The organism is Massilia sp. NP310 (assembly GCF_019443485.1).
Taxonomy (GTDB): Bacteria; Pseudomonadota; Gammaproteobacteria; order Burkholderiales; family Burkholderiaceae_D; genus Telluria; species Telluria timonae.
The window spans coordinates 2,943,287-2,969,868 of record NZ_CP080379.1 but is presented as its reverse complement, the minus strand read 5'-3'; the positions used below and the strand labels follow the sequence as shown (position 1 = coordinate 2,969,868).

The window sequence follows — 26,582 nt, the reverse complement described above, 5'->3', positions numbered from 1 at the left end:
TGAATGACCAACAGCATGAAACTGCCAGCCTGGATGAGCGGCCTCGGTGCACGAGGCGGCAAGGCGGCAGCCGCGCCGATCCTGATCATCATGCTGCTGGCAATGATGATCCTGCCGTTGCCGGCCTTCGTGCTCGACGTGTTCTTCAGCTTCAATATCGCGCTGTCGATCATCGTGCTGCTGACCGCACTGTATACGGTCAAGCCGCTTGACTTCCTGGCCTTCCCGGCCATCCTGCTGGTCTCGACCATGTTGCGCCTGGCGCTCAATGTGGCTTCTACTCGAATTGTCCTGACCGAAGGCCACACCGGCTCGGCGGCGGCCGGCAAGGTGGTCGAGGCCTTCGGCCATTTCCTGATTGGCGGTAACTACACCGTCGGTATCGTCGTCTTCATCATTCTGACCATCATCAACTTCTCGGTCGTGACCAAGGGCGCCGGCCGTATCGCCGAAGTCGGCGCACGCTTCGCCCTGGACGCGATGCCTGGCAAGCAGATGGCGATCGACGCCGACCTGAACGCCGGCCTGATCGGCGAAGCCGAAGCCCGCAAGCGCCGCCAGGAAGTCGCGCAGGAAGCCGAGTTCTACGGCGCCATGGACGGCGCCTCGAAATACGTGAAGGGTGACGCCGTCGCCGGCATCATGATCACCGTGATCAATGTGGTTGCCGGCCTGATCGTCGGCGTGGTGATGCACGACCTGGCGGTCGGTGAAGCGACCAAGATCTACACCCTGCTGGCTATCGGTGACGGCCTGGTGGCGCAGATTCCATCGCTGATCATCTCGATCGCGGCCGGTATGGTCGTGTCGCGCGTCGCCAACGACGAAGACGTGAGCTCGCAGCTGACCAACCAGCTGATGGCCAAGCCCGAGACGATGTACATCACCGCCGCCATCATCGGCGGCCTGGGGATGATCCCGGGCATGCCGAACCTGGTGTTCCTGCTGCTGGCGGGCTCGCTGGCCGGCGCCGGCTACCTGATCTCGAAGCGCCGCAAGGAAGCGCCGGCCAAGGAAGAAGCGGCCGCCGCGGCCGCCGCCGAGGCCACCGCCGCCAAGCAGGCCCCGGCCGAGAGCGAAGAAGCGACCTGGCAGGACGTCATGCCGGTCGACACCCTGGGCCTCGAAGTCGGCTATCGCCTGATCCCGCTGGTCGACAAGAACCAGGGCGGCGAGCTGCTCAAGCGTATCAAGGGCATCCGCAAGAAGTTCGCGCAAGAAGTGGGCTTCCTGGCGCCGCCGGTGCACATCCGCGACAACCTGGAACTCAAGCCATCGGCCTACCGCATCACCCTGAAGGGCGTGGAAGTGGGCAGCGGCGAAGCGCTGAACGGCCAGTTCCTGGCGATCAACCCGGGCATGGCCAGCGGCACCTTGCCTGGCCTGGTGACCACCGATCCGGCCTTCGGCCTGCCGGCCACCTGGATCGAAGCCGGCCTGCGCGACGAAGCGCAGAGCATGGGCTACACCGTGGTCGACGCCGGCACCGTGGTGGCGACCCACCTGAACCACCTGATCACGATGCACGCCTCGGAACTGCTGGGCCGTATGGAAGTGCAGGCGCTGCTGGACCACCTGGGCAAGGAAACGCCGAAGCTGCTCGAAGACCTGGTGCCGAAGGTCGTGTCGCTGTCGACCCTGCAGAAAGTGCTGCAGAACCTGCTGGTCGAAGGTGTGCACATCCGCGACATGCGCTCGATCATCGAGGCGCTGTCGGAGCACGCGAACATGACGCAGGACCCGTCGGAACTGACCGCCGTGGTGCGTGTGGCCCTGGGCCGCGCCATCGTCCAGCAGCTGTTCCCGGGCGAGAACGAGTTGTCGGTGATGACCCTGGACAACCGCCTCGAGCGTCTGCTGATGCAGGCGATGGGCGCCGGCGGCGACGGCACCGGCATCGAGCCGGGCCTGGCCGACACCATCGCCCAGCAGGCGGCCCATTCGGCCAACCAGCAGGAGCAGATGGGCCACACCCCGGTGCTGCTGGTGCCGGCCCCGCTGCGCGTGCTGCTGTCGCGCTTCCTGCGCCGCGCCGTGCCGCAGCTGAAGGTGCTGTCGCATGCAGAAGTGCCGGAGACCAAGACGATTCGGGTGACCAGCCTGGTGGGTGTGCCGATGTAATGGGGGAAGGGCGGTTCGTATGCCGCCCGGTCAGTCGGAGCGGAACTCTGGCTCCATCACCGGTGTCTGATGCTATGTATGCTGGTATGGAAGCACACCATCACATAACTCATCCTTGCCGCGAAAACCAAGCGACAGAGATCAAAGACGTTGGATGTGCATGGCATGCGGTGAATAACGACTTGGCATATGAAACACGGCCCGCCACCATCGCTCTTGTAGCGAGAACGGCGCTACCCGTGGCGAGTCTGGCGGTGACGTCAGACACTGCTGCCGAACTTTGTCGGCGGGAGGCGGGAAAGTCACGCCTGTCAGATACGAACACGGTCAACAGGACGGCTCGGGGCAGGAAGAGGACGTTGAGCACATTTGCTCACGTCTTTGATAGCAGTCGTGGGTATAGGTCACAGCACCTGTGCCGCACCCACCGCTCCACTCGACGGCGGTGACCATGACGGCGGAGCGCTCGCACATCTTTTGCCAGTCCCAGTTGTAATTGCATCGCACGCGGCCCTGGATGTTGCGATACAACAGTCGAATCGATTTGACCATGGTGTCCTCCCGGCGCCAGCGACAGGCGGCCTGTCTTGCATACTTGGACCTCTCTTCAGGGGCAAAGATCGCCCGGCCCCGGACGCCTGTTGACGACAACCCTCCGCTTGTCATCCGGTCAAAAGGTATCGCTTTTGCCGATTCCGATGAAATAGGCCCTTTTCCCCATCCTTTTCCCCTGATGGTTTCCTGAGGGCATCGTCAATAATGCTTCCTATCGATGGGCATCGTGCCCGTCATGCAGAACCAGATTGAAGCGCGGAGAACCAGATGAAGGTTAAGAAATTTACGGCAGCAACGTCCCGAGATGCATTGCGCAAGGTGCGCGAAGCCCTTGGTCCGGATGCCGTCATCCTCTCCAACCGTCCAGTCGACGGCCAGGTCGAGATCCTGGCGCTGGACAACGATGACGTGGCCTCGCTGGCCGCGCCGGCCGCCGATTCGGAAATGGCCCAGCCGGCGCCGCAACTGCAGCACTTCGACGACCTGGCCCCAGTGCCGGCAGCGGCCCCCGCCGCCGCCCCGGCCTTCCTGTCGCGCCGCCTGCAGGACGCCGCCCCGGCCGCGCCGATCGCGCCAGCCTACGCCGAACCTGCCCCGACCTACGCCGAGCGCCGCGCCCCGGCCCCGGAGCCGACCATCGACATGAGCGCCATGACCTCGATGATGAGCGCCGCCATCGCCCAGGCCAAGGAATCGGCCGCCGCCGAGATGAACGGCATGATGAGCGAGATCCGCGCCATGCGCGGCCTGATGGAAACCCAGCTGGCCGAGCTGTCGTGGAACGCCACCGCCCAGCGCGAGCCGCACAAGGCGACCGTGCTGCGCGAGATGCTGGCCGCCGGTTTCTCGGCCACCCTGGCGCGCTTCCTGATCGAAAAAATGCCGGCGACCAAGGATGCCGCGGAAGCCATGCGCTGGGTGAAGACGGTGCTGGCGCGTAACCTGACCACCATCGGCAACGAAGACGCGTTGCTGGAGCAGGGCGGCGTGTACGCCCTGGTCGGCCCGACCGGCGTCGGCAAGACCACCACCACCGCCAAGCTGGCCGCGCGCTGCGTGATGCGCCACGGCCCGGACAAGCTGGCCCTGATCACCACCGACGCCTACCGTATCGGCGGCCACGAGCAGCTGCGCATCTACGGCAAGATCCTGGGCGTGATGGTGCACTCGGTGAAGGATGAGGCCGACCTGCGCATCGCCCTGAAGGAATTGCGCAACAAGCACACCGTGCTGATCGACACCATCGGCATGTCGCAGCGCGACCACATGGTGGCCGAGCAGGTCGCCATGCTGTCCGGCTCGGGCGCCGACGTGAAGCGCCTGCTGTGCCTGAACTCGACCTCGACCAACGAAACGCTGAACGAAGTGGTGCGCGCCTACCAGGGCAGCGGCCTGCACGGCGCCATCATGACCAAGATGGACGAAGCCGCATCGATCGGCGGCGTGCTCGACGTCGTGATCCGCCAGAAGCTGAACCTGCACTACATCTCGAACGGCCAGCGCGTGCCGGAAGACCTGCACGTGGCCGACCGCAACCTGCTGGTCGACCGCGCTTTCCGCAACCGCGGCAACGGCGCAAACGAAGCCGACATGCCGCTGATGATGGCTGCGGCACAAGCCGCGCGCGAGGTGAACCGTGGCTAGTTTCGATTTCGACCAGGCCGAAGGCCTGCGCCGCATGCTGCAGGGCCCGCGTCCGCGCGTGGTCACCTTCCTGTCGGCCACGCCTGAAGACGACAAGGGCGCCATGCTGGTCAACCTGGGCGCCTCGCTGGCCCAGGCCGGCAACGACGTGCTGATCGTCGATGCCTGCGAAGTGGAATACGGCGTCGCGCGCCGGCTCGGCATGAACCGGCGCGCTTCGCTGCTGCAGGTGGCGCGCCAGGAAAGCGCATTGAACCAGGTGATCCGCCCGGCGCCGCAAGGTTTTTCGGTGGTGCCGATGGGCGCGCCCGAAACCGCAGCCGAGGCACGCCGCCTGGGCAATACCTTCGACGTGCTGGCGCTGCAAACCGGCATCGTCATCGTCGACGCCGAGCTCGGCCCGGACGGCGATTTCCCGGTGGCCTCGATGCTCGATTCCGAGATCGTGGTGCAGGTGTCCACCAGCGCGGCGTCGATCACGAACGCCTATGCGCTGATCAAGCGGCTGTCGCAGCAACTGGGCCGGCGCCCATTCGGTATCCTTGTTACCGGTGCGACAGAGGCAGAGGCCAAGGTGGTATACGATAATATGTCAGCAGCAGCAACACGTTACCTTGCCGTCAAGCTCAGTTTCATGGGCTCGGTGCCAGCCGACGAGTACCTGCACCGGGCCGCACGCCTGGGCCGGGCCGTGGTCGACGCCTTCCCGCTGGCCGGCGCGTCGGTGGCGTTTCGCCAGCTGGCAGGCAAGTTCGCGCTGCACGCCATGCCGCAGTTCGGCAAGCAGGGGAGCGCGGCCCACTTTGGCTCGTAATCGACATCGGCAATAGAACACAAGCAGAGAGAAGACTGACACCAGCATGTACACGGTCAAAGGGAAAGCGGACAAGAATTCTTTGCTGACGGAGCATATGCCGTTGGTAAAGCGTCTTGCCCACCACATGAAGGCCAAGCTGCCGCCTTCGGTGGAGGTGGATGACCTGGTGCAAGCTGGCATGATCGGCCTGCTGGACGCCATCAACCGCTACGAAGACAACCATGGCGCGCAGTTCGAGACCTATGCGGTGCTGCGCATCCGCGGCGCCATGCTCGACGAATTGCGCAGCAGCGACTGGATGCCGCGCAGCACGCGCCAGAACATGCGCAAGGTCGAGACCGCGATGCACGAGCTGCAGCAGCGCCTGGGCCGGCCGCCGAGCGAATCTGAAGTGGCCAAGTCGCTCAAGCTCTCGCTCGAGGATTACCAGGAGATGCTGGCCGACTCGGGCGGCCACCAGCTGGTCTATTACGAAGACTTCCATGACGACGACGGCGACGGCAACTTCCTCGACCGCTACGCGGTGGACGACAGCGACCCCTTGCGCGGCCTGATGGAGACCGACTTCCGCCACGCGGTGATCGAGGCCATCGACAACCTGCCGCCGCGCGAGAAACTGTTGATGGGCTTGTACTACGAAGAGGAATTGAATCTGAAGGAAATCGGCGCCGTCATGGGTGTGAGTGAATCGCGGGTGTCGCAGCTGCACACCCAGGCCGTCGCGCGCCTGCGCACCACCTTGCGAGAGCATATATGGACTGGGCCAGCGTAGGCGGCCTGGTGCTGGCGATAGCCGGCATTTTCCTCGGCTACACGCTCGACGGCGGCAAGTTTGCATCGCTGATGCAGCCGGCCGCCTTCGCCATTGTCGTGGTCGGCACCTTCGGCGCCGTGCTGCTGCAGAGCGAAACCCGCACCTTCCTGCGCGGCCTCGGCATGCTGCGCTGGGTGTTCGTGCCGCCGAAGAACGGCCGCCAGAAACTGTCGCGCGACATCACGCTGTGGAGCCAGTCGGCGCGCCGCGACGGCCTGCTGTCGCTGGAGCAGTACATGAACAAGGCCGACCCGTTCGTGGCCAAGGGCCTGCGCCTGGTGGTCGACGGCATCGCGCCGGACAAGCTGCGCAGTTTGCTGGAACACGAGATCAACGGCTATGAATTCGCCCAGCGCCAGGCGGCGCGCATCTGGGAATCGGCGGCTGGCTATGCGCCGACGATCGGCATCCTGGGCGCCGTGCTGGGCCTGATCCACGTGATGGAAAACCTGTCCGACCCGGCGCGCCTGGGTTCGGGCATCGCGGTCGCTTTCGTGTCGACCGTGTACGGCGTGGGCCTGGCCAACCTGTTCTTCTACCCGGTCGGCAACAAGCTCAAGGCGATCGTCAACGACCGGGTCTCGCAGTACGAGATCCTGGCCGAAGTCTTTGCCGATCTCGCCGGCGGCGACCACGGCCGCGTGGTCGACGAGCGCGTCGCCAGCCTGCTGGCGCGCCACTGACGACAGGCGACATCATGGCCCGCAAGCGCTACGACGACGACGTCCCGCAAGAGCACCACGAGCGCTGGCTGATCTCCTACGCCGACCTGATCACCTTGCTGTTCGCCTTTTTCGTGGTGATGTACGCGATCTCCATCGTCAACGAGGGAAAGTACCAGGTGCTGTCCGACGCCCTGGGCGACGCCTTCGGCGGACGAGGCGCGGCCACGCAGGTCAATACCAATGTCGAGCCGGTGCTGCCGCTGTCGCACATCATCAACCGCAAGCGCAACGAGGCCGCGCGCCGCGAGCAGGAGCGCATGGGCGTGATGGCGCGCGAGCTGTCGGCGACCCTGCTGCCGCTGGTGAAGTCGGGCCAGGTGCGGGTGACCCAGAACGCGCGCGGCGTCAGCGTCGAGATCAATGCGAGCGTGCTGTTCGAGCAGGGCGAAGCGGCGCTCGACCCGGAGGCGCGCGAAGTGCTGGGCGCCGTGGCCGGCCTGCTCAGGGACGATACCCACCGCATCGAGGTCGAGGGCCATACCGACGACATGCCGATCGCCAGCCCGGTGTATCCGTCGAACTGGGAACTGTCGACCGCGCGCGCATCGAGCGTGGTGCGCCTGTTCATCGACAACGGCCTGCCGCCGACGCGCCTGTCGGCGATCGGCTTTGCCGACACGCGGCCGGTGGCGCCGAACACGGACGTGGCCGGACAGACCCGCAACCGGCGGGTGGCGGTGACCATCCTGGCGGCCTTGCCTGAAACAGGCGGTAACATTCTTCCCTGAACTGCAGCGATAACTCATGTCATAATCGAAAGGCGGTTGCCGCGCTCGCGGCAGCCCTTTTTTGAAAACCATGGTGGCCCCGTGTCGTAAGGAGACGAGATGCATGTCAAACGAAGCATGCCGGCAGCTGTGCTGGCGACGTTGCTGGCGCTGGGCGGCCTGGTCGGCGCGGTCAAGGCCGTGGAGGCCAAGGTGAACGTGCATCACCGGCTCGAGGTCGAGACCGGCGCCAAGTCGGTCAAGGTGCGGGTGCTGATCGAGAACCGCGGCGACCAGTCGGTGTGGATCCCGCGCGAGATCGCGCTGGGCGACGACCTGACCGCCCCGCGCTTCAACCTGCGCACACCCGGGGAAGAAGTGGCCTACACCGGCCGCATGGTCAAGCGCGCCGCGCCGGGCCCGGCCGACTACCTCGAGGTCAAGCCGCAGACCACCCACCTGAACACGATCGACATCACCCAGGCCTATGCCTTCAAGCCGGGGCAGCACAGCTACGAGATCCGCTATGCCGGGCCGTGGCTGAGTAGCCTGGGCAAGCTCGATGCGGCCAGCATCAAGAGCAGTCCGGCGATTCCGGTGAAGTTTTCGTTTACGCAGCGGTAGAGCCCATTGCCCAACCGGTCCGGCCATCACTGCTGCGCCGGCGTATTCTCCCCAAAATACTCATGTGAATCGGCATTGTTGATCGCCCGCTCCGGCGCCGTGCGCGCCAGTTCGGCGGCGCCGGCCTGGCCGTACACGTGGTCGTCGGTCGCCGCCACCACGTCGAAATGGCTGAGTTCATGCAGCAGGGTGCCGCCGCGCGAATCGGTGCCGGTCACGGCCGCGGCCCAGAACGCCCTGCACACCCACACGGTGTAGGGCCGCGCCGGGTACACATAGGCGAAATACGGCTCGTCGCAATCGCAGTCGATCTTGACCGGCTTGTTCTCGAACGCGTCCTTGATGGCCGTGAAATTGCTGGTGATCTTGGCGCCGCGCGCGGCGTCGAGGGCGCCGAACCAGGTCGTGTAGCGCTCGCCATATTGCTTGCCGGACGTCAGATAAGCGTGGCTGTCGGCCGTCATCGCGCGGCCCGCGTCCATCGCCGTCACCAATTGCTCCTGCTGGGCGTTCGAGCAGTTGGCGTAGCTCAGGCCGGCCCCGCCCGGCTCCGGCGCCATGGCGGCCGGCTTGGCGCCGCGCGGCAGGCGGCCGTCGACCCAGATGCTGACCGGCTTCGAGACCAGCTCACCGACCACCGCCTGGACGCCGGCGCCCGGCGCCGGCATGGCCGCGCTGTGGTAGCGGATCGTGTAGCTGCCGGTCACGCTCATCTCGTACAGCCGCGACAGCTCGACCGTCTTGCTGAGCGAAGCGCCGGGATCCAGGCGCACGTAGTCCGCCGGACCGGGCGCCGCGCGCTTGATGCGCCGGCCGAGATAGCGCACCGGCTGGCCGTCGCGCCGCACCTCGAACAAGGGCGCTTCCACCCCATCCAGCGGCGTGCGCCAGCGCAGCAGGTGCTGGGCGGCGCCCGACGAATTGGTGAGCGTGACGCGCACCATCACGTCGTCGCCGCGCTCGACGGTGGGCTTTACGGGTGTGACGATGACGTCGACGGCGGCCGCGGGGCTGCTGGACAACGCCAGCACCAGGGCCGTGGCGGCGGCCGAAGGCAAGAGAGGGTGGGGGGACATGGCGGGCTCCTGAAATGATGACGATTCCCCACTGTCACCCCATCCCTGCGCTGCATCTTGTGCTGGTGCAACGTCCATCGCTTCTCGACTTAAACCAAGTTAATAGGCCGGCGAACACTAAGACAAATAAACAACAGATCGCCAGTAAGTGACAGACCGCCATGAAGCTATTTGCTATCATGCAACTAAGATATCCAGCAGGTTATTAATTCTTGGTCAAGACGATTGACCAGAGGCGTTTCCCATGATTACCCAGATGAGAAGTGGTACGGCCAGGTCGGTGCGGTTCTTGCAGGCGCGGAGGATTGCATGAGGGAAACCCGGGAAATGATCGACGCCCTCGCACGAGAGATCGGCCTGGACGACGAAGAAATCGCGGCGCGCCGCAGTTTTCTGCAATTCGACGAGCGCGACGCCGCCGTCCTGCGCGAGGTGCACGCCTTGCTGGACCAGGAGCGCGACACCTTCTCGGACAGTTTTTATGCGCACCTGCTGGCCTTCCCGCGCCTGCGCGAGCTGCTGGCCGACAGCGAAACCACCTCACGCCTGCGGCGCGCACAGGCCGGCTACTTCAGCAGCCTGACGGCCGGCGACTACGGCCCGGCCTACATCCACGAGCGCCTGCGCGTGGGCGCCACCCACCAGCGCATCGGGCTCGACCCGAAATGGTATATCGGCGCCTACCGCAAGTACCTCTCTGAACTGTCCAGCCTGCTGTGGCAAAAGCTGGACCACGATCCGGCGCGCTTCATCGAGGCCTGGGATGCGGTGCTGAAGGTGGTCTGCTTCGACATGGGGCTGGCGCTGGACACCTACGCCCACGCCGACCAGCGCAATGTGCGCCAGAACCGCGACTACCTGGAACAGGTGATCGACGGCATGCCGGCCGGCCTGGTGGTGGTGGATGCCGACCGCAAGGTGCGCTCGATGAACCGCACGATGGCCGACCTGGTCGGCGCGCCGGAAGAAGCCGCCGCGGCCGGGCACCCGCTCGAGCAATGGCTGCCCGCCCCCGAGCTGGCGGCGCGCGTCGACGAGGCGCTGCGCACCGGCGCGCCGCAGGACAACGTGCTGGTGACGCTGGACGGCCGCGCCGACGGCGTGCGCTACGTCGAGTTCAACATCCGCCGCACCCGGCAGGCGGGCGGCCACATGCTGCTCCTGATCGGCCAGGACATCACGTTCCGCCGCAAGGCGCGCCTGCGCCTGCAGGAGAGCGAGGAGTTCTTCCGGCTCACCTTCAGCCAGGCCGCGGTGGGCATCGTGCTGCTGGGCCCGGACGGGCGCCTGCTGCGCGTGAACCGCAAGATGGCGCAGATCCTGGGCTACAGCGAAGTGGAGCTGCTGCAGCGCTTCTTCCAGCAACTGACCCATGAAGCCGACCTGCCCGACGAGCTGGCGCTGGTAAAACGCCTGCGCGCCGGAGAAATCGGCGACTACCAGCGCGAGCGGCGCCTGCTGCGGCGCGACGGCACGCCGATCTGGGTGAACATCAGCGTCTCGATGATGCGCGACGCCAACGGCAACCAGCGCTTCATCTCGGTGGTCGAGGACATCTCGCGCCGCAAGAGCGCCGAAGAAGCGCTGCTGCGCATGGCCAACCACGACGCCCTGACCGGCCTGCCGAACCGGGTGCTGCTGCAGGACCGCCTGGCGCAAGCCATCGTGCACGCGCACCGCGCCGGCACGCAGGTGGCGGTGATGTTCATCGACCTGGACCGCTTCAAGCACGTCAACGACAGCCTGGGCCACGACGCCGGCGACCAGATGATCGTCGAGATCGCGCGCCGCCTGGCGAGCAGCCTGCGCGAGAGCGACACGGTGGCGCGCCAGGGCGGCGACGAATTCGTGGTGGTGCTGCCCGAGCTGGGCGGCGAAACCGATGCGGCCAAGGTGGCGCAGAAGCTGCTGGATAACCTGTTCCAGCCGCTGATGCTGTGCGGGCAGGAGGTCTTCCCGACCGGTTCGATCGGCATCGCGATGTATCCGCGCGACGGCCTGGACGCCGCGACCCTGCTCAAGTGCGCCGACAGCGCCATGTACCAGTCAAAAGGCACGGGCGGCAACCACTACAGTTTCTACGTCGCCGACATGGGCGCCCAGTCGGTGGAACACCTGCGCATGGAGGGCGCGCTGCAACGCGCGCTGCAGCGCCAGGAATTCCTGCTGCACTACCAGCCGGTGGTGGACATCGCGAGCGGCGACGTGAGCGGCGTGGAAGCGCTGCTGCGCTGGAAGCCGCACGGCCGGCCGATGGTGGCGCCATCGGACTTCATCCCGCTGGCCGAGGAAACCGGCCTGATCGTGCCGATCGGCGAATGGGTGCTGGAAACCGCGATGGCGCAGCAGGTGGCCTGGCTGCGCCGCGGCCTGCCGCCGGTGCGCGTGAGCGTGAACCTGTCGGCGCGCCAGTTCCTGGGCCAGGACGTGGCCCAGCGCGTGGCCGAGTTGCTGAACAAGACCGGCTGCGATCCGCGCTGGCTGACGCTGGAGATCACCGAGAGCGTCTTGATGCAGAACCCGGTCGCCGCCGCCGAGACCATGGCCCGGCTGGCGAACATGGGCGTGCAGCTGGCGATCGACGATTTCGGGACCGGGTATTCGAGCCTGGCGAGCCTGAAGCGCTTCCCGATCCACAGCCTGAAGATCGACCGCTCTTTCGTGAGCGACCTGACTCAGGACGCGGACGACGCCGCGATCGTCAACGCGGTGATCGCGCTGGCGCATTCGATGAAGCTGAACGTGATCGCGGAAGGGGTGGAGACGTCGGAGCAGCTGGCCTTTTTGCACGAGCATGGGTGCGACCAGATGCAGGGGTATTGTTTCAGCAGGCCGGTGGAGCCGCAGGGGATCGAGGCGTTGTTGAAGGCGGCCGAGGCGGCGTAAACCCGGGGTGGGAATCCGCGTATTTTCATGCACCCGGCATTTGTTATGCTTATGGCCTGTAGCGGCACGGCGGATTAATCCATCGGCCACGTGATGGTAGCGTGGACGGGTTTCCCGTCCACGCGGTGATAGTTGACAGTTTATATACCTAGCGCGATGGCAGAGCCTTCTCGCACGGCGATGACCAGCACCGTTCACAAGTCGCCGTCACATTGACAATCCGGCCAGATCGCGCCGAAAATGTTACGGTAATCCTCGGGCTCGGGTATGCGCCCTGGCGCTGCCGATCTCTACACATCTACCAGGAAACGCAGGAATGACCATCCTCGTGACGGGCGGAGCGGGCTTCATCGGCTCGAACTTCGTCATGGACTGGCTGGCCCAACACGATGAGCCAGTCGTCAATCTCGACAAACTGACCTACGCCGGCAATCTCCAGAATCTCGCCAGCCTCGAAGGCAACCCGCGCCACCGCTTCGTACGCGGCGACATCGGCGACGGCGCCCTGGTGGGCCGCCTGCTGGCCGAACACCAGGTTCGCGCGGTACTGAACTTTGCGGCCGAGAGCCACGTCGACCGTTCCATCGAAGGCCCGGGAGCCTTTATCCAGACCAATATCGTCGGCACGTTCAATCTGCTCGAAGCGGTGCGGGCCTACTGGAACGGGCTGGAGGACAAGGCCCGCGGCGCATTCCGTTTCCTGCACGTGTCGACCGACGAAGTCTATGGTTCACTCTCGAGCGACGCGCCGGCCTTCAACGAGCAGAACCGCTATGAGCCGAACAGTCCGTACTCGGCCAGCAAGGCGGCATCGGATCACCTGGTGCGCGCCTACCACCACACGTATGGGCTGCCGGTCTTGACGACCAACTGCTCCAACAACTACGGCCCGTTCCACTTCCCGGAAAAGCTGATCCCGCTAGTGATCCACAATGCGCTGGCGGGCAAACCGCTGCCGATCTATGGCGATGGCCAGCAGATCCGCGATTGGCTGTACGTCACGGATCATTGCAGCGCGATCCGCCGCGTGCTGGCCGAGGGCCGGCTGGGCGAGACCTATAACGTCGGCGGCTGCAACGAGAAGGCGAATATCGACGTGGTGCGCACCTTGTGCGCGATACTCGACGAGTTGCGCCCGCGCGCCGACGGTGCATCGTATGCAACGCAGATGACGTTCGTGAAGGACCGTCCAGGCCACGACCGCCGCTACGCGATCGATGCGGGCAAGCTGGAACGCGAGCTGGGCTGGCGTCCGGCGGAGACCTTCGAGACCGGCATCCGCAAGACCGTCGAGTGGTATCTGGCCAATGGGGAGTGGGTGCGCAACGTCACCAGCGGCGCCTACCTCGAGTGGGTCGACCGGCAATATGCCGATGGACGGCCGGCTGCATGAAGATCCTGTTGCTCGGCAAGGATGGCCAGGTCGGCTGGGAACTGCAGCGTGCGCTGGCGCCATTGGGCGAGCTGCATGCATGTGGCCGTGGCGAAGCCGATTTCGCCGACCCCGAGTCGCTCCGTGCGCTGGTGCGCGATGTCGCGCCCGACGTGATCGTCAACGCCGCGGCCTACACGGCGGTGGACAAGGCCGAAAGCGACCGGCACGCCGCGCATGATTGCAATGCGGTCGCGCCCGGCGTGCTGGCAGAAGAAGCCGCTGCCCTTGGCGCCTGGCTGGTGCACTATTCGACCGACTATGTGTTCGACGGATCGAAAGAGGGCGCATGGGTCGAGACCGACGCCGTCAATCCGCTGTCGGTATATGGCCAGACCAAGGTCGACGGAGAGGAACGGATTCGCGCGAGCGGCGCCATGCACCTGATCTTGCGCACCAGTTGGGTATTCGCTCCGCGCGGCGGCAATTTTGCCAAAACCATGCTGCGCCTGGCAAAGGAGCGCGACTCCCTGAGCGTGGTCGCGGACCAGCATGGCGCGCCGACCGGCGCCGAACTGCTGGCCGATGCCACGGCGCTGGCGCTGCATCGCATCGCGGTCCTGGGGGCTGACGCGCGCCGCCTGTCCGGCACCTATCACGTCGCTGCCAGTGGCGGCACGACTTGGCATGCGTATGCCAGGCATGTGCTGGCGCAGGCGCAGGCGCATGGCGCGGTGTTGAACGTGGCGCCGGATGCCGTGCAGCCGATCGCGACCAGCGCATTTCCGACGCCGGCCGTTCGACCGGCGAACTCGCGCCTGGATTGCAGCAAATTCTGCGCGCGTTTCGGATTGGTGCTGCCCGACTGGCGCTACCACGTGAACCGCATGATCGCCGAGTTGTCGGCGCAAGGAAACCTATGAGCGAACCCGTGAAACGCAAGGGCATCATCCTGGCCGGCGGCAGCGGCACCCGGCTGCATCCGGCGACGCTGGCGATCTCGAAGCAGCTCTTGCCGGTATTCGACAAGCCGATGATCTACTATCCGCTGAGCACGCTGATGCTGGGCGGGATCCGCGACATCCTGATCATCTCGACGCCGCAGGACACGCCGCGCTTCCAGCAACTGCTGGGCGACGGCGCGCGCTGGGGCCTGAACCTGTCGTACGCCGAGCAGGCATCGCCGGACGGCCTGGCGCAGGCTTTCCTGATCGGCGAACGCTTTCTTGGCGATGCGCCGTCGGCCCTGGTCCTGGGCGATAACCTGTTTTATGGGCATAACCTCCATACCTTGCTCGACCGCGCGAACACCCGTACCGATTGCGCCAGCGTCTTCGCCTATCATGTTCAGGATCCCGAACGGTATGGCGTGATCGAATTCGATCGCGAAGGAAAGGCCGTGAGCCTGGAAGAGAAGCCAGCCGTGCCGCGCTCGAACTACGCGGTCACGGGGCTGTACTTCTACGATGAGAGCGTCGCGCGGCTGGCGCGCACGCTCAAGCCGTCCGCGCGCGGCGAACTCGAGATCACGGACCTGAATCGCCTGTACATGGAGATGGGCAAGCTGCACGTCGAGATCATGGGACGCGGATACGCCTGGCTCGATACCGGCACTCACGAGTCGCTGCTCGACGCGAGCCAGTTCATCGCGACGATCGAGCATCGGCAGGGACTGAAGGTGGCATGTCCGGAAGAGATCGCCTTCCGCAAGGGCTGGATCGACGCGGCCCAGCTTAAAACGCTGGCCGACCCAATGAAAAAGAACGGCTACGGCCAATACTTGATGCGTGTTTTGAAAGAAACGGTGTTTTGATGCAGATTACCCGCTTGGCCATTCCCGACGTCTTGCGTATCGAACCCCGCGTGTTCGGCGACGAGCGCGGCTTTTTCTTTGAAAGCTTCCGCCAAGACAGCTTTGAGGACGCAGTCGGCCGTAAGGTCAACTTTGTCCAGGATAACCATTCGAAATCGGCACACAACGTTTTACGCGGCCTGCATTATCAACTGCGCCAGGCTCAAGGCAAGCTGGTGCGTGTGGTTACGGGCAGCGTGTTCGATGTTGCCGTCGATCTGCGACGCTCTTCGCCGACCTTCGGGCATTGGGTGGGCGAAGTGCTCAGCGACGAGAACAAGGTACAACTGTGGATCCCGGAAGGTTTCGCCCACGGTTTTGTTGTGCTATCGGAATCCGCCGAATTCGTCTATAAAACGACCGATTACTACGCACCTGAGCAAGAGCGCTGCCTCGTCTGGAATGATCCGACAGTCGGTGTCATATGGCCTGTTCGGCAGCCGCCGACGATGTCGGCCAAGGACAGATGCGGCCTACTATTAGAGAACGCTGAAACCTTCGCCTGAGCGTCGCTCTCGTCGGTAAGTTGCTAGTCAGGTGGAACTAGTCATATATGGTCGATACTTTACAGGCAGGGGCGGTGCGGCAACGTTCAGTCGCCTGTAAAAAGCAACTTCAGCAATGAAAGCGAGCCAGCGTGCTGGCCCGTTTCTCCTTCTGCGGCGCTAGGTCAACGTTCAGGGACGTAGCCGGCGCTTCTCATGTATGCCGTGCAGCAAGTAGTGCTGAGCCGGATCGACGCCGGCAGCAGCTACGTCCGGATTAGCAAGCAGATATAGCTGCGGGTCGAATACTTCTTCTTCCTGCCACTTCGTTTGGCCCGGCATCGTCGCCTCAACGAAGCGCGCTGGCACCTCGTGCCCGGCCACGCGATTGGGAACCGGTTTGCCGGTCACGATGTTGGTCAGGGTGCGGAACGCGATGCTGCCGTAAAAAGGATCGGACATCATCGGCGTGTAATAGGCGCAGTCGTCGAAGAAGTAGTGAGTAACCTGCGACCAGCGGGTGCGGTCCGGGTCGAGTTGCTTCGTTCCACCATGCATTAGGTTGGCGGCCCAGATTAGTGCTTGCCCCTTCTTTGCATGGAAGTATTCGGGTTGCACGCCATGCGCCGCGACCAAGTCGCGCCACATTGCCTCGTAGATCGCTTGGGTTGGTGTATCGCCAAGCTCGGCCACGCACTTGCCAATGTGCTCGTTGGTATAGATCGGCCAGCGGTGGCTGCCAGGGAAATACATCAATGGACCGTTAGTCTCGTCGATGTCTTCCATCGCCACCCAAACGCCGCACATGAAACGTTCCGGACTCGAGCTGAAGTGGACTGAGTCAGTGTGGAAGTGCTGCTGGGTGCCGACCGGGAAGTTTAACGTCTGGAAGGGCCAGGCCTGGCGGCCGTAGAGGCGCGAGAGCAGGGCGATAATGTGCTCATTGCAGGCGATGCGCTTGACGTCTTCGTTAAAGGACCAGGCGTCCTGGATGCGCAAGCTAATGCCGGCTTCGTGACCATGGGCGCGCCAGGAGTTAAAGTCGTAGTGTGTCCTCAGATTCTCCTTGATGGCCTCAAAGCTTATTTCGGGATCAGGAAAGTCGATGACGGCAAAGCCTTTGGCCGCGAGCTCGAACGCCACGCGACGCGTCTCATCATCTACATCATTTCGATTAAAAATACACGAGAAGAAGGGAGATTCGATGTGCGGAATGCCAGATAATCGCGTCATGAATGCACTACAGCCGGTTTTTTTTCAGCGTCGATATCAAGCGGCAGATGGCATGGAATTCCATTGGCAGCATAAATCTCCCGATATATATGTGCGAGTTGTATGCGTCTTGCATCGTACGCTGCACCATCGAACTTTACGTGCTCGACAACGTCGAATAGGTCTGATTTCTGCACAAACTCACTGATAGCAATACTAGGTATAGACATAGTTTCGCAAAGTTCTTCTGTCCGACGGTCATGCGTGATACATATTGGCAGCGTGCCGGCCTGAATTGCTGCCATAGCGCCGTGAATCCTCATTCCGATATACAGGTCGCAACCGGCTGAAAACTCAAGCCATGATTCCAGTGCTGGGATGCTCAGGAAACGTTTGCGCACCAGTTCGTTGAACCGCGAGCTGACATACGATGGGCGCAGATAGCGACGAAGTTCCTCCAACCGACTCTGCCCAAGGTGGGACAGGTGATCGCGGCGCGTCAGTGCTACGAGTTCCTCAGGCGCTTGGACGAGATAGAAAGCGTCATGAAGTTCAACGTAGTCGAGCAACTTACGCTGCGCATCCTGCTCGACCCCAGTTCTACTGACATAGAAATCGTTCCCGGATACACAGAGACGTTGTGGGAATTCGACCGCGCTTCGGGACTCGATATCACGACCGAGGGTCATGTTGGGGGAAATAAAGTTCGACGGGCATCCGGTTACTACGACGTTGCGTACGCCAATGGCATCAAGGACCTCGGCCGTGAATGAACCCCGTAGGCCAATAGTGATGGAATGATCAGCGATGCAGCGTGCCAGATCGCAGATGAACTCTGGTAGCCCGATATTCGGATCCTGCTGTCCAGACAACGCTTGAGAACCCATCCCAACAGGTACAAGTGGCAATCCGCATTCTTCAATAAACTTCCGTGTGTGCATAGCCCAGTTTTCCCAACTAGTAGCCCATGGATGAAGAAGATTAGCTAAGGGCATCACGATTACATCGAATTTTTCTCGAATCATTTCCGGAGCCATCGAGTCATCGATGTACTCGAAATCCCTAACGTGCATGCTGGTGGCATATCTGAACATCAGATTGCCCAGATTGTCCACTGCGGGATTCAGTTTCGACGTTGGCTTATGAAATGAAGCTTCCAGTTCGGAGTGAGATGGAGCCAGAATTGCTATTCGTTTTTGCATGGGTTAATTATCTTATCGAGAAAAATAAATTTATCGCGTGGATTCGAGGTAGCCGATCGACGCAAGCGTCTCTACAAAAGTGGTTTCGTTATGACGTTCAACAATTAAATCCTTCAATGCAGCGGCGCGGGCAAGAGTCCCCTCGGGATCGGTTGCGAGGCTGCGCAAGATCGACACATATATAGGAACGTTCTCGTGGTGGGATACCGTATACCCAGTACTTGGCGTAATCAGATCATCGATGCCGCCAACTGAGGAGGTTACGATCGGGAGTCCCAATAGGCCGAACTCGAGCAAGATGTTCGGCAGGCCGTCCCACTGGGAGGTGTACAGAAACGCGCGATACGGAATTCGCTTGATTTCATTGAGCGACTGATACGCGCCATGGTAGTGAATATTATGATGTCTCTGAATAGCCTTGAGGAATGTGGCGGCAGAGGCATCGTTCATTACACTATCGCCGTAAACATGGAAATCGAGTTCAGGACACGCATTAGCGATCTGCAGTAGCACATCAGGACGCTTTTGACGATCGAGACGGGATGCCCACAGTACATTTGTACTGGTCGGATCTACTGGAAACGGTCGAATATTACTTCCGATCGCAGCTGGATGCCACGTCGTAGTACAGGCTTCTAAGCTAATACCGAAATTTTTGGCTAGTTCGAGAGGAAAGCGTGTGTTGTCGCTAATGATACCCTTGAGATAAGGAGCAACTAGGCGGATGTAACGTGCGTATCCCACTGGTTCGGATTCAGATGTGTAATCGTAGCAATACAGCGATACGTATAAATCAGTATTTTGACTTAATGCCATCCCATACTTTCCGAACAGGAACCATCCAAGATGACTGTTGATCACATGAATTTTCGCTGGTGCATGATCCAAAAGAAATGCCGCTAGTAGTTCTCGTTGTTCAGTAAAAGCCAAGCTGACGGGAATTTTCCCGGGGCGACCAAGGTAGTTTCCAATATCAAAATAGGTAATTGAAGGATGAAGTCGCTTGGCCCAAGGAGAGCCCGTTACCTCAGTAGTGAGAAACAATACTTTGTTGCCAGGTTGCTCTGCGACAGAGTTGGCAAACAGAATTGCAGCCTTGTCCGCCCCACCTGTCTTTAGCCAAGGCGCCAAAAAAACATGCGTGAAATGCAGTTCTTCAGTTCCGACAGTATAATGCGAATTCTTGGTAACTTCTTCATAGTGTTCGGTGCTGGAATCGGAAGAATGTGTCTTCTGGCCTTGCCCGTCATTATCAGCCATCCGCAGTTCATTTAAGAACGCACGCAACACATTTCCTTTGTAGGTCATCCAATCGAGACTTGTGACGGCAACATCTTCATTAAAATAGTCGTCAGGAAACATATTTGGCTCAAACTGCGCTTGCATATACATTTCTTGAACTACATTCGCGGATATAGAAGTTTGTGATGTTGCACGCTCGACGACCTGGTCCCGCCCTCGCTTCCTTCCTTCAAAACGCCCAATCCGATTCCAATGGTCGAAAAAGGAGTTGGCAGAATGCTTCTTGGAATCTGGCTTCGGTAAATCTGGGTTGGCGAGCAAGTAATCCGAGTCAGACCAGTCCAGCGGTGCATTGGCTGCGGAAAAAAAACGGAACTGACGATTTTCCAGTGCGCCGAAGCGCATAAAATGCGCGTAGCCAGAGCTAAGTAATCCGCCCGCAATTGCCACTTTAACGTCCGGATTCTCAAAGAGATAAAACTCCTCGTCCCAACCGTTTGGAAAATTCAACTGTTTAGTGGTCATGTCGTTCATTTAAATGATTCCTTGAAGAGTCCTGCTGGGCGATAGATGGCGCCGGCATTCACGCTCGCCGCATTCAGGCTACCGTGCTTTTTCAGTCTGATGTAATGCGCGGTATCAGGCGCGACGAGATGGCTAACACCATGGCGGAGGGCTTTCAAGTTCCAGCTCCAGTCTTCAAAGGCGAAGCCGCGGGAGAAATCGATTGGATCGAATGGCAGCCACTGCAATAAATCTCGCTGAGCGAACAGCAGAGATGTCCAGTAATTAGTAAAAGCCAGACCAAAGGCACCTGAATCGCCAGGGTGCAGCGGCCTATGTTCGAAGATGCGTTTTTCTGCACCGAAGTAAATATTATATTGAGGGTGCATGACGGCTCTCTCCGGGTTCTCGGAATGCGCTAGGGAGTCCATCGCTTTCGTCAGCCAGTTACGCCCATATAGATCATCAGCATCAAAAAGCGCGACATATTTTCCTGATGAAGCGGAAATTCCGTCATTGCGCGAAATGGCTAGATTACCGTTATCTACCTCTTTAATAATGAGCGGGCACGGGATTTCACTCTTCGCGGAATTGACAAGCTCACGTGTCGCTTTATCGGTCCGGTCTAATACAATAATCAACTCCAAAGCACACGCATGGTCTACATGTGTGTATTTAAGCATTTCTATCAAGGAGAGAATTGTAGGCTTCATCACGTCCTTCTCGCGATGTACGTTAAGGACGCAACTAATATCGATGCCTGCGGTCGGCGCTGTAGTCAAAACTGTTTTGGCGTTATTTGCAATATTTTCATGTCCGCCGAAAAGGCATTTGACCGATTGTACCTCAGCCAGCAGAGAACGGTGGTTGATCACGTCTGCCCCCGATGGATGCGGCGTAAGAATCGTCGTGTTCGTCCCGCCCATCCTCTTTGCTGCCAACCATTCAGAGCGGAAGCGCTGGTTGAATAGGTCGGTCGTCTTGTCGCTGTAGACGGCGTTGTGGATTTGGATGCCAAGCGTTTCGAACGCACGCGCATATGGGATTAGTACTGCTTCGGATGCAAACGAAGACCACAGATTGATGACGTTACGAGGCACGAGTTGAAGCAGTAGTCGGGTGATGAGTGTTACAATCTCATTGCCGCCAATCAGAGCAGACATCGAGGTTTTCCAGAGCGGCACTACTACGATATTTTCATCGACCGCATCCTCATGCAATTCAATTTCAGACATGACGAATACTGCAGTGCGCCTATTTACCTTGCCTAGCACTGCATTCATGGCCTCCAAAGTTTCTTTGTGCGAGCGGAATTCGAGGAAAATGAAATCTTCGCAGTCATGTACTTGGGCGAAGAATTTTCTGTAAAGCCGCGTCAGACTATAGTGGATGTCCGGACGGAAAATGTTTAAGGTGTCACGAATGTGCTTGGTGGGGAAACAATCAGGATCAATCTTTCCACTCAGGCGCCACTCCTCAAGAATAGAGTCTGGCAATTCAGTCGGCGCGCTTTTCAGTTGCTGAGGCAATTCTCCAGGCGGCAGTATTAGTAGATCTTGTACTAGGCCATGATGCCTTTTAAACTGCTTTGCTTCAGGCGTGAACAATGCCGATGGCCGTACCAGCAAGCCGCCTTTCGCGCCCAATCCCAAATGACTATCTCCGCCGCATGCCATAACGTCGTTACGCATTCGGTAGAAATAGGCTGTCTCCGGAACTGGAGCGTGGCGAATACCACGTGCGAGTGTTTCGCAAGACCAGTGCCAGTCTTCCGATCCGAACCCGGAGTCGTGATCATAGGAAATGAATGGGTTTGCGAGTAATAGGTCTCTGGAAGCAAAAGAGTTGTTACAGAAGTGCCAGTTCTGCATCAAAGTCAGGGCGTCGAATTCCGGTGCAAACGAGTCCCACTGGACACGTGCAAAATTTTCTCGGCCAAATGCGATGAAGAATTCCGTGTGCAGTACAATGGGAGACGTGAGGGTTTCCATATATGCATACGCGCGCGCAAGCCAGGATTCGCCCCAGAGGTCGTCGCCGTCGAGAAAAGCTACAAATTTACCGCTGGCTGCACGTACACCATGGTTACGCGACTGTGCCAGATCACGGTAGTCGACTCGCTCAATCACGTCGATAAAGTCAGCATTTCGCTGGACGACATCATCGGTAATATTGCTTCCGGAATCAATAACGGCTATAACCTGTACGTCACCTAGTCTACGATTCTTGAAGTAGGTAACAGCGGCTTTTGCCGAAGCAATCGTTGTTTGTGCGAGAAACCCTTCACGATGGAAGTTCATGAGGACAGATATTGCGACTTTCTTTGCCGGATTACTGCTTGATTCCAGAGATATTTTGGACATGGTTTTTTGTCGAAGTACTTATTGGATAGCTTATTTAAATCTACAGAGCATACGGTGCTTTATGCTGAAAGAGAGATGCATTCATGACTTAATCGCAACGTGCATGCATAATTATTAGAACAATGAGGCGGTGCGCGGAAGACGCAACCGCGGCGGTATCGCTAATCCTCCAAACGCATGACTATTTGGATCCAAATTCATCGCCGGGTGATACGTCGGATCTTGCATCAATACATTCCCCCATTTTATGCGCAACTGATCCATCTCCCGCTGCGCCCGTGCCTTTTTCTGTGCTGTATCCTCATGCCCCCGGCTCGCTGACTCCGCATGCAGTAACTTCGCATGCGGTGTCCACACGATCGCCTTGCCCGCTGCCCGCACCTTCAGGCAAAGGTCAACATCGTTGAAAGCTACTGGAAACGCATTTCCGTCCATACCGCCAAGCATGAGGTAATCTTCCTTCCTGAGGAACAGGCAGGCGGCGGTGCAGCCGCTAACCTGTTGTACTAGCTGGTTGCGGCCATGGTCGCCCCAGTCCGCATCCGCTAGGCGGTTGCCGAAGTGGCCGGCGACATTGCCTACACCGAGTAATACTCCACCATGCTGCACCATACCGTTTGGCCAGAGCAACTTGGCGCCGACGGCACCGACGTCAGGACGAAGTAGTTGGGCCACGATCTCTTCCAGCCAGTCAGCGTGTAGCGCTTCGATGTCGTTGTTGACCAGACCGATAATGTCGCCGCTGGCTTGGGCAATCGCGCGGTTGTTCAGGTTCGCGTAGTTGAATGGACCGGGCATCGGCAGCACCCGAACGCCTAGCGCCGCGATTTCAGCGAAGTAGGCATGGGTGACTTCTTCCGTAGAGCCGTTGTCGATTACGATGATCTCCAGTTTCGGCCAGGCAGAGAAGCGGCGGATGGTGTCGATACAGCGCCGCAGCAGGTCGGAGCGGTCGCGTGTCGGGATGATAAGGCTGACGGAGAGGTCGCGCGTGTCGGCCGGTAGCGGATGGCGTACACGGCGCGCGGCATATGCGCTGCCCGGCGGAAAGCCGTCCAGTTCTTCTAGCACGGCCTGCGGTGCGAAGGTGGCAAGTGCGCGGCTGGCGGCAGCAAGGCGTGCGGCGCGCTCGGCCGCATTCGGCGGCGACGCCATGCGCAGCAGCACGCGCGGCACATGGACGATAGCTTCAAAGCCTCGCGGCCATGCCACAGCCAGCGCCGACCAAGCGAAGCTGGCTGCGTCGTGAGCTTCGAGCAGCGTGCGGGCGGTCGAGGCGCGAACTAGCAGCAGGTCGAGCGGGTAGTCGCTGGCCAGCGCGTAGTCGGGGTTCCAGGCTGGCTTGAACCATGGGCGTCCATTTGCTTCGCTGTCGGTATAGATCAGTTGCGTGCCCGGCAGCGCGAAACCTTCTAGGGCGTAGGCCAGCGCATGCGGCACCAGCGTATCCCCTGCGCGCACGCAACAAACCACATCGCAGCCCGACGCCAGCGCCTGCGCCAGCAGGTCCGCGAATGGTTGGCCGGAAAAAGTCTGCACCGTCATGCCATGCTGCGACTGCACGCTGTCCAGCGTGCGCTCCAGGGCCGCCGCATCCGCCTCACCCGTCACGATGACGGCGGTCGTCAGTGTCGGCAGGACAGCCGGGCCTTCGCGATCAAATCGTGCTGACCATTCCGGCCAGGCCGACATGGGAACGCTGCGCGGCAAATGCCGCTGATAGATATCGGCCACCTTCAGTAGCAATTCGTCAGAATCGTCCGGTAGCAGCCCAACCAAGCCATCCATCGAGCAGCATAACGTCAACGGACTGCCATTCAGCGGCCTTCCTTCGTCATCCACCACGCGCACGCTATGCACGGCGCCATTGGCCAGCGACGCCGGCAGGGCTAGGTCAAAGCCGTGGGCGCCATCTACATAGCCGCGCATCGATGGATGAATGATGTTGGCGGCAGCCTGCGCCACCATCTCGTTGCCTACGAAGGCGCGCACCGTGACGGTGCGTTTCTGATCGGCCGGATCGAGTGCCCACCCATGCAGGCGCAAACCCCCATCGCCGACGACACTGTTAATGGCTGCTGCTGGCGGCTCTTTCGATTCCTCCAGCCGAAAGCTGCCCGCCAGCGTGGCCGTCGTATTTGCCACACGTGCCGAGATCACGCCGCCGGACGAAGCCGGCAGCGCGCCGAGATCGGCCACAAAACCATGGCACAGGTCAGGCGCGCCGAGCGCTTCCAGCTCCGCAGCCAAGTCGGTGCGCGCCACGTCGGCCAGGATGCAGGCGACCGGCACATCGTCGCGGCAGATTTCCACGATCACGCGGGCATCGGGAAACATGCGATCGAAGGCCCAGCCGTACACCAACTGTTTGTACATGCCATCGAGCGCGCCATGCCAACGCGTGGCGTCGGCAGTCGCCTCATCAAGAATTTCGGATTCGTTTTTCATTCGGAAGAGCAGGTATCAGGCGGCCTTTGCGCCTGCGTTGCGGGTAAGCCAGTCGTTCAGCCAGGCGGCGGCATCGAAGCCATCGTCGAGTAGCACGGGACGCAGCTTGGAAGGCAGTCCCGCAGGGTCATCGGTTAGCACGGCACGGCAGCCGGATGCCTGCATCAGACGCACATCGTCCAGCAACGACAGGGCATCGCCCTTGAGTTCCGGGATGTGATCGACGACACCGGTGTGCACCAGCGCGTCGCTTGAACGGCCGGTGACCAGCAGCCGCAAACGCAGCTGCGGGCGGCTGGCGATCATGCGTGCCAGCGCCAGCACTTTCCGTGCCGCAGGGGACAGCGGATCATGCCGCCAGACGGCGATCCGTTGGATGGATGAAGGCAGTGTCGGCAGCGTAGCCGGCAACGGTTTCTTCGCCACGGTTTGCGGCAGGGCGGCGGTATGCTGTGCGGCATCGGCCTTGCAAAGCCAGCCCGCCGCGCGCGACTGGGCGAGTGCATCGCGCAACTGATCGCGCGCACCGGACAGCGGATCGTTGCGGACAAAGGCGGCGAATTCTCCGTAATAGTCGGGATAGCGTGCAACGACCACGCCCCGGTTCTGCGCCACGCGCAGCGTCTTCTCGGCACGGAACGACACCGTGCCTTCATGCGCGACGAACACACCGGTGGCCTGCAGGTGGCGCCAGCCGGCGGCGCGGGCGCGCATGCACCAGTCGACTTCTTCGCCGTAGCCGCGGATCAGCGCGGTGCCGTCGAGCATGCCGATGGCGTCGAGCACCGTGCGCCGGATCAGCATCGTGAAACCGCAGCAGGACGGCAGTTCGATGTCGGCGCCGCCCGGGGCGGCGCGCACTTCGGCCGCCACCTGGTCGAGCAGCGCGAGTTCGCGCGTGTCCGGGGCGGGCGCGGCCTGGCTCATCACCGGGAAGCTGCTGATCTCGCCGTTATTGGTCCAGGGCGTGACCGAGGCGACGTCCGGCGTCGCGTACAGGGCGCGCGCCAGGCGGTCGATCCAGTCGCCGTGCACCTGGGTGTCGGCATTGAGCAGCAGCACGTCGTGGTCCGGATGGGCGCGCATGCCGCGGTTGACCGTCTCGATGAAACCGAGGTTGCAGGCATTGCGCAGCAGCGTGATGGCGCCGGCCGCCGCCTGCTTGTCGAGCCAGGCGGAAAGGGCGGGCTCGGGACTGCAGTCGTCCACCACCACGATCTTGGCCGGCGTGCCGTTGAGCGGCAGGCTGGTCTTCACGCTGTCGATGCAGGCGCGCACCAGCGCCAGCTCGCGGTAGACGGGGATCACGACCGATACCGGCCGCACGGCGGTATCGGCAGGGTTCGTCGCGGCCGGCTCCGAGCCGGCGCGAACGGTCGGCGTCTCGTAGAACGCCAGCGGCGAGCCGGGCAGCAGTTGCCGGCGTCCGTCGGGTTGCAGCAGGGTGATCGACCACACGGCGCCGGGGCGCGGCGGCGTCAAGCGCACGCGGGCGCCGTCGCCGGGCACCTCGAACTGGTACTGGGTGGTCTCGTCGGACAGCAGCAGGGTCGCGCGTGGCGCGCCATTGCCGAGGAAAACCATCGCCTCGATCGCGTCGTCGTTCTTCCAGCAAGCGCCGGTATGCGTGACGCCGGCCGCGCGCAGGATGGGCATCAGGCTTTCGTGGCGCCCCGCGCGGCAGCGCGCGGGCAGGAAGGCCGGGCCCAGGCTGGCGACGTCGGCGCGGCCGCCGTCCTTCAGCCAGGCCTGCAGCATGACGTCCTGCAGCAGGGGATTCTCCGCTTCGCTCAGCCATGCGGCGTGCCAGGCGCGGGAGGCCATGAACGGATAGGCCGTTTGCAGGATCTTGGCGCGCAGGATGGCGGGAATGCGGTTCATGGGCAAGCGGCGGCATACGTATTCGGCAGCCAACAGCGCATCGGCGTGCTGG

19 protein-coding genes are annotated in these 26,582 nt (G+C 61.5%); 12 read left to right on the top strand and 7 right to left on the bottom strand.

What is annotated here, in order from left to right; genetic code table 11:
• The first annotated feature begins 3 nt into the window (after positions 1 to 3).
• The 7 genes from flhA (at position 4) to KY496_RS13085 (ending at position 8,007) form a co-directional block, all read left to right on the top strand.
• The gene (gene flhA, locus KY496_RS13115; RefSeq protein ID WP_219865009.1) at positions 4 to 2,121 is read left to right on the top strand and encodes a flagellar biosynthesis protein FlhA; all 2,118 of its coding nucleotides are present in this window, start codon (positions 4 to 6) and stop codon (positions 2,119 to 2,121) included.
• Between the two features lie 822 nt (positions 2,122 to 2,943).
• A complete protein-coding gene (gene flhF / locus KY496_RS13110; RefSeq protein WP_219865008.1) occupies positions 2,944 to 4,320 on the top strand; it encodes a flagellar biosynthesis protein FlhF in 1,377 nt (458 codons plus the stop codon).
• On the top strand, positions 4,313 to 5,134 hold the full coding sequence (locus KY496_RS13105; protein ID WP_219865007.1) for an antiactivator of flagellar biosynthesis FleN protein: 822 nt from the start codon (positions 4,313 to 4,315) through the stop codon (positions 5,132 to 5,134). The genes flhF and KY496_RS13105 overlap by 8 nt, the downstream gene beginning before the upstream one ends.
• Positions 5,135 to 5,180: 46 nt before the next feature.
• Positions 5,181 to 5,909: an RNA polymerase sigma factor FliA gene (locus KY496_RS13100; RefSeq protein WP_005665822.1), complete on the top strand. Its 729-nt coding sequence runs from the start codon at positions 5,181 to 5,183 to the stop codon at positions 5,907 to 5,909.
• Positions 5,891 to 6,634: a flagellar motor protein gene (locus KY496_RS13095; RefSeq protein ID WP_219865006.1), complete on the top strand. Its 744-nt coding sequence runs from the start codon at positions 5,891 to 5,893 to the stop codon at positions 6,632 to 6,634. Before KY496_RS13100 ends, KY496_RS13095 begins: the two co-directional genes overlap by 19 nt.
• 14 nt (positions 6,635 to 6,648) lie before the next feature.
• Complete coding sequence (gene motD / locus KY496_RS13090) at positions 6,649 to 7,404, top strand: flagellar motor protein MotD (RefSeq protein WP_219865005.1); 756 nt, start codon at positions 6,649 to 6,651, stop codon at positions 7,402 to 7,404.
• Between the two features lie 99 nt (positions 7,405 to 7,503).
• Complete coding sequence (locus tag KY496_RS13085; RefSeq protein ID WP_208279123.1) at positions 7,504 to 8,007, top strand: hypothetical protein; 504 nt, start codon at positions 7,504 to 7,506, stop codon at positions 8,005 to 8,007.
• Positions 8,008 to 8,033: 26 nt separating this feature from the next.
• Here the strand turns inward: KY496_RS13085 and KY496_RS13080 are convergent, their stop codons facing one another.
• Positions 8,034 to 9,083, bottom strand: coding sequence for a M35 family metallo-endopeptidase (locus tag KY496_RS13080; RefSeq protein ID WP_219865004.1), 1,050 nt, complete (start codon positions 9,081 to 9,083; stop codon positions 8,034 to 8,036).
• A 309-nt stretch (positions 9,084 to 9,392) separates the two neighbouring features.
• Here KY496_RS13080 and KY496_RS13075 point away from each other — a divergent pair, with 309 nt between their 5' ends.
• The 5 genes from KY496_RS13075 to rfbC all read left to right on the top strand — a co-directional run bounded on the left by KY496_RS13075 (position 9,393) and on the right by rfbC (position 15,699).
• Positions 9,393 to 11,969, top strand: coding sequence for an EAL domain-containing protein (locus KY496_RS13075; protein WP_219865003.1), 2,577 nt, complete (start codon positions 9,393 to 9,395; stop codon positions 11,967 to 11,969).
• A gap of 316 nt (positions 11,970 to 12,285) precedes the next feature.
• On the top strand, positions 12,286 to 13,362 hold the full coding sequence (gene rfbB / locus KY496_RS13070) for a dTDP-glucose 4,6-dehydratase (RefSeq protein ID WP_219865002.1): 1,077 nt from the start codon (positions 12,286 to 12,288) through the stop codon (positions 13,360 to 13,362).
• Positions 13,359 to 14,264, top strand: a complete 906-nt coding sequence (gene rfbD, locus KY496_RS13065; RefSeq protein WP_219865001.1) for a dTDP-4-dehydrorhamnose reductase — start codon at positions 13,359 to 13,361, stop codon at positions 14,262 to 14,264. The genes rfbB and rfbD overlap by 4 nt, the downstream gene beginning before the upstream one ends.
• Positions 14,261 to 15,154 carry a glucose-1-phosphate thymidylyltransferase RfbA gene (gene rfbA, locus KY496_RS13060; RefSeq protein WP_219865000.1) on the top strand — a complete coding sequence of 298 codons (894 nt, stop codon included), beginning with the start codon at positions 14,261 to 14,263 and terminating at the stop codon, positions 15,152 to 15,154. The genes rfbD and rfbA overlap by 4 nt, the downstream gene beginning before the upstream one ends.
• A complete protein-coding gene (rfbC, locus tag KY496_RS13055; protein WP_219864999.1) occupies positions 15,154 to 15,699 on the top strand; it encodes a dTDP-4-dehydrorhamnose 3,5-epimerase in 546 nt (181 codons plus the stop codon). Before rfbA ends, rfbC begins: the two co-directional genes overlap by 1 nt.
• A 171-nt stretch (positions 15,700 to 15,870) precedes the next feature.
• Here the strand turns inward: rfbC and KY496_RS13050 are convergent, their stop codons facing one another.
• From KY496_RS13050 to KY496_RS13025, 6 genes are all read right to left on the bottom strand, one after another.
• Entirely contained in the window at positions 15,871 to 16,911 is a 1,041-nt protein-coding gene (locus tag KY496_RS13050) for a phytanoyl-CoA dioxygenase family protein (protein ID WP_219864998.1), read from the bottom strand.
• Positions 16,908 to 18,092 carry a polysaccharide pyruvyl transferase family protein gene (locus KY496_RS13045; RefSeq protein WP_219864997.1) on the bottom strand — a complete coding sequence of 395 codons (1,185 nt, stop codon included), beginning with the start codon at positions 18,090 to 18,092 and terminating at the stop codon, positions 16,908 to 16,910. The genes KY496_RS13050 and KY496_RS13045 overlap by 4 nt, the downstream gene beginning before the upstream one ends.
• A gap of 30 nt (positions 18,093 to 18,122) precedes the next feature.
• Positions 18,123 to 19,868 carry a glycosyltransferase family 4 protein gene (locus tag KY496_RS13040; protein ID WP_219864996.1) on the bottom strand — a complete coding sequence of 582 codons (1,746 nt, stop codon included), beginning with the start codon at positions 19,866 to 19,868 and terminating at the stop codon, positions 18,123 to 18,125.
• The gene (locus KY496_RS13035; protein WP_219864995.1) at positions 19,865 to 22,201 is read right to left on the bottom strand and encodes a glycosyltransferase family 2 protein; all 2,337 of its coding nucleotides are present in this window, start codon (positions 22,199 to 22,201) and stop codon (positions 19,865 to 19,867) included. The genes KY496_RS13040 and KY496_RS13035 overlap by 4 nt, the downstream gene beginning before the upstream one ends.
• Before the next feature lie 114 nt (positions 22,202 to 22,315).
• Positions 22,316 to 24,649 carry a glycosyltransferase gene (locus tag KY496_RS13030; protein WP_219864994.1) on the bottom strand — a complete coding sequence of 778 codons (2,334 nt, stop codon included), beginning with the start codon at positions 24,647 to 24,649 and terminating at the stop codon, positions 22,316 to 22,318.
• A gap of 15 nt (positions 24,650 to 24,664) precedes the next feature.
• Positions 24,665 to 26,530 carry a glycosyltransferase family 2 protein gene (locus KY496_RS13025; RefSeq protein ID WP_219864993.1) on the bottom strand — a complete coding sequence of 622 codons (1,866 nt, stop codon included), beginning with the start codon at positions 26,528 to 26,530 and terminating at the stop codon, positions 24,665 to 24,667.
• Positions 26,531 to 26,582 lie beyond the last annotated feature (52 nt).

Bases quoted from the DNA above. Each gene is read 5' to 3' on its own strand.
- flhA (WP_219865009.1), top strand. From the start codon at position 4: ATGACCAACAGCATGAAACTGCCAGCCTGGATGAGCGGCCTCGGTGCA.
- flhF (WP_219865008.1), top strand. From the start codon at position 2,944: ATGAAGGTTAAGAAATTTACGGCAGCAACGTCCCGAGATGCATTGCGC.
- KY496_RS13100 (WP_005665822.1), top strand. From the start codon at position 5,181: ATGTACACGGTCAAAGGGAAAGCGGACAAGAATTCTTTGCTGACGGAG.
- KY496_RS13095 (WP_219865006.1), top strand. From the start codon at position 5,891: ATGGACTGGGCCAGCGTAGGCGGCCTGGTGCTGGCGATAGCCGGCATT.
- motD (WP_219865005.1), top strand. From the start codon at position 6,649: ATGGCCCGCAAGCGCTACGACGACGACGTCCCGCAAGAGCACCACGAG.
- KY496_RS13085 (WP_208279123.1), top strand. From the start codon at position 7,504: ATGCATGTCAAACGAAGCATGCCGGCAGCTGTGCTGGCGACGTTGCTG.
- KY496_RS13080 (WP_219865004.1), bottom strand. From the start codon at position 9,083: ATGTCCCCCCACCCTCTCTTGCCTTCGGCCGCCGCCACGGCCCTGGTG.
- KY496_RS13075 (WP_219865003.1), top strand. From the start codon at position 9,393: ATGAGGGAAACCCGGGAAATGATCGACGCCCTCGCACGAGAGATCGGC.
- rfbB (WP_219865002.1), top strand. From the start codon at position 12,286: ATGACCATCCTCGTGACGGGCGGAGCGGGCTTCATCGGCTCGAACTTC.
- rfbD (WP_219865001.1), top strand. From the start codon at position 13,359: ATGAAGATCCTGTTGCTCGGCAAGGATGGCCAGGTCGGCTGGGAACTG.
- rfbA (WP_219865000.1), top strand. From the start codon at position 14,261: ATGAGCGAACCCGTGAAACGCAAGGGCATCATCCTGGCCGGCGGCAGC.
- rfbC (WP_219864999.1), top strand. From the start codon at position 15,154: ATGCAGATTACCCGCTTGGCCATTCCCGACGTCTTGCGTATCGAACCC.
- KY496_RS13050 (WP_219864998.1), bottom strand. From the start codon at position 16,911: ATGACGCGATTATCTGGCATTCCGCACATCGAATCTCCCTTCTTCTCG.
- KY496_RS13045 (WP_219864997.1), bottom strand. From the start codon at position 18,092: ATGCAAAAACGAATAGCAATTCTGGCTCCATCTCACTCCGAACTGGAA.
- KY496_RS13040 (WP_219864996.1), bottom strand. From the start codon at position 19,868: ATGAACGACATGACCACTAAACAGTTGAATTTTCCAAACGGTTGGGAC.
- KY496_RS13035 (WP_219864995.1), bottom strand. From the start codon at position 22,201: ATGTCCAAAATATCTCTGGAATCAAGCAGTAATCCGGCAAAGAAAGTC.
- KY496_RS13030 (WP_219864994.1), bottom strand. From the start codon at position 24,649: ATGAAAAACGAATCCGAAATTCTTGATGAGGCGACTGCCGACGCCACG.
- KY496_RS13025 (WP_219864993.1), bottom strand. From the start codon at position 26,530: ATGAACCGCATTCCCGCCATCCTGCGCGCCAAGATCCTGCAAACGGCC.